We start from the raw sequence: 252 nt of genomic DNA, 5'->3' as shown, positions 1-252 counted from the left end.
ACGACAAAGTCGTCACCTAAATGAATATACAATCGCTCACCTCATTTCTTCACTTCACTAACGCACCGTTTTCCACACGGAACATTCCTGCTTGATGTAAGGTATCGTGGTCAATGCCATCCACGCTCGTCGTGGTGACAAATGTCTGCACACGGCCTTGGATCGTATGAAGCAAATGGGACTGTCGGTAATCATCCAGCTCGCTTAGTACATCATCCAAAAGTAAAATGGGGTATTCTCCGATTTCTTCAT

The 252-nt window shown here is 45.2% G+C and carries 1 pseudogene; it reads right to left on the bottom strand.

What is annotated here, in order from left to right:
• Positions 1-49: 49 nt before the first annotated feature.
• Positions 50-252: pseudogene (locus SB660_RS22370) on the bottom strand (DNA replication/repair protein RecF); the annotation flags it as partial.

It is taken from the genome of Bacillus sp. SIMBA_005, from assembly GCF_046535585.1.
Taxonomy (GTDB): domain Bacteria; phylum Bacillota; class Bacilli; order Bacillales; family Bacillaceae; genus Bacillus; species Bacillus pumilus.
Note: the sequence above shows the minus strand (reverse complement) of the source record. Positions and strands in the feature narration are given on the sequence as shown.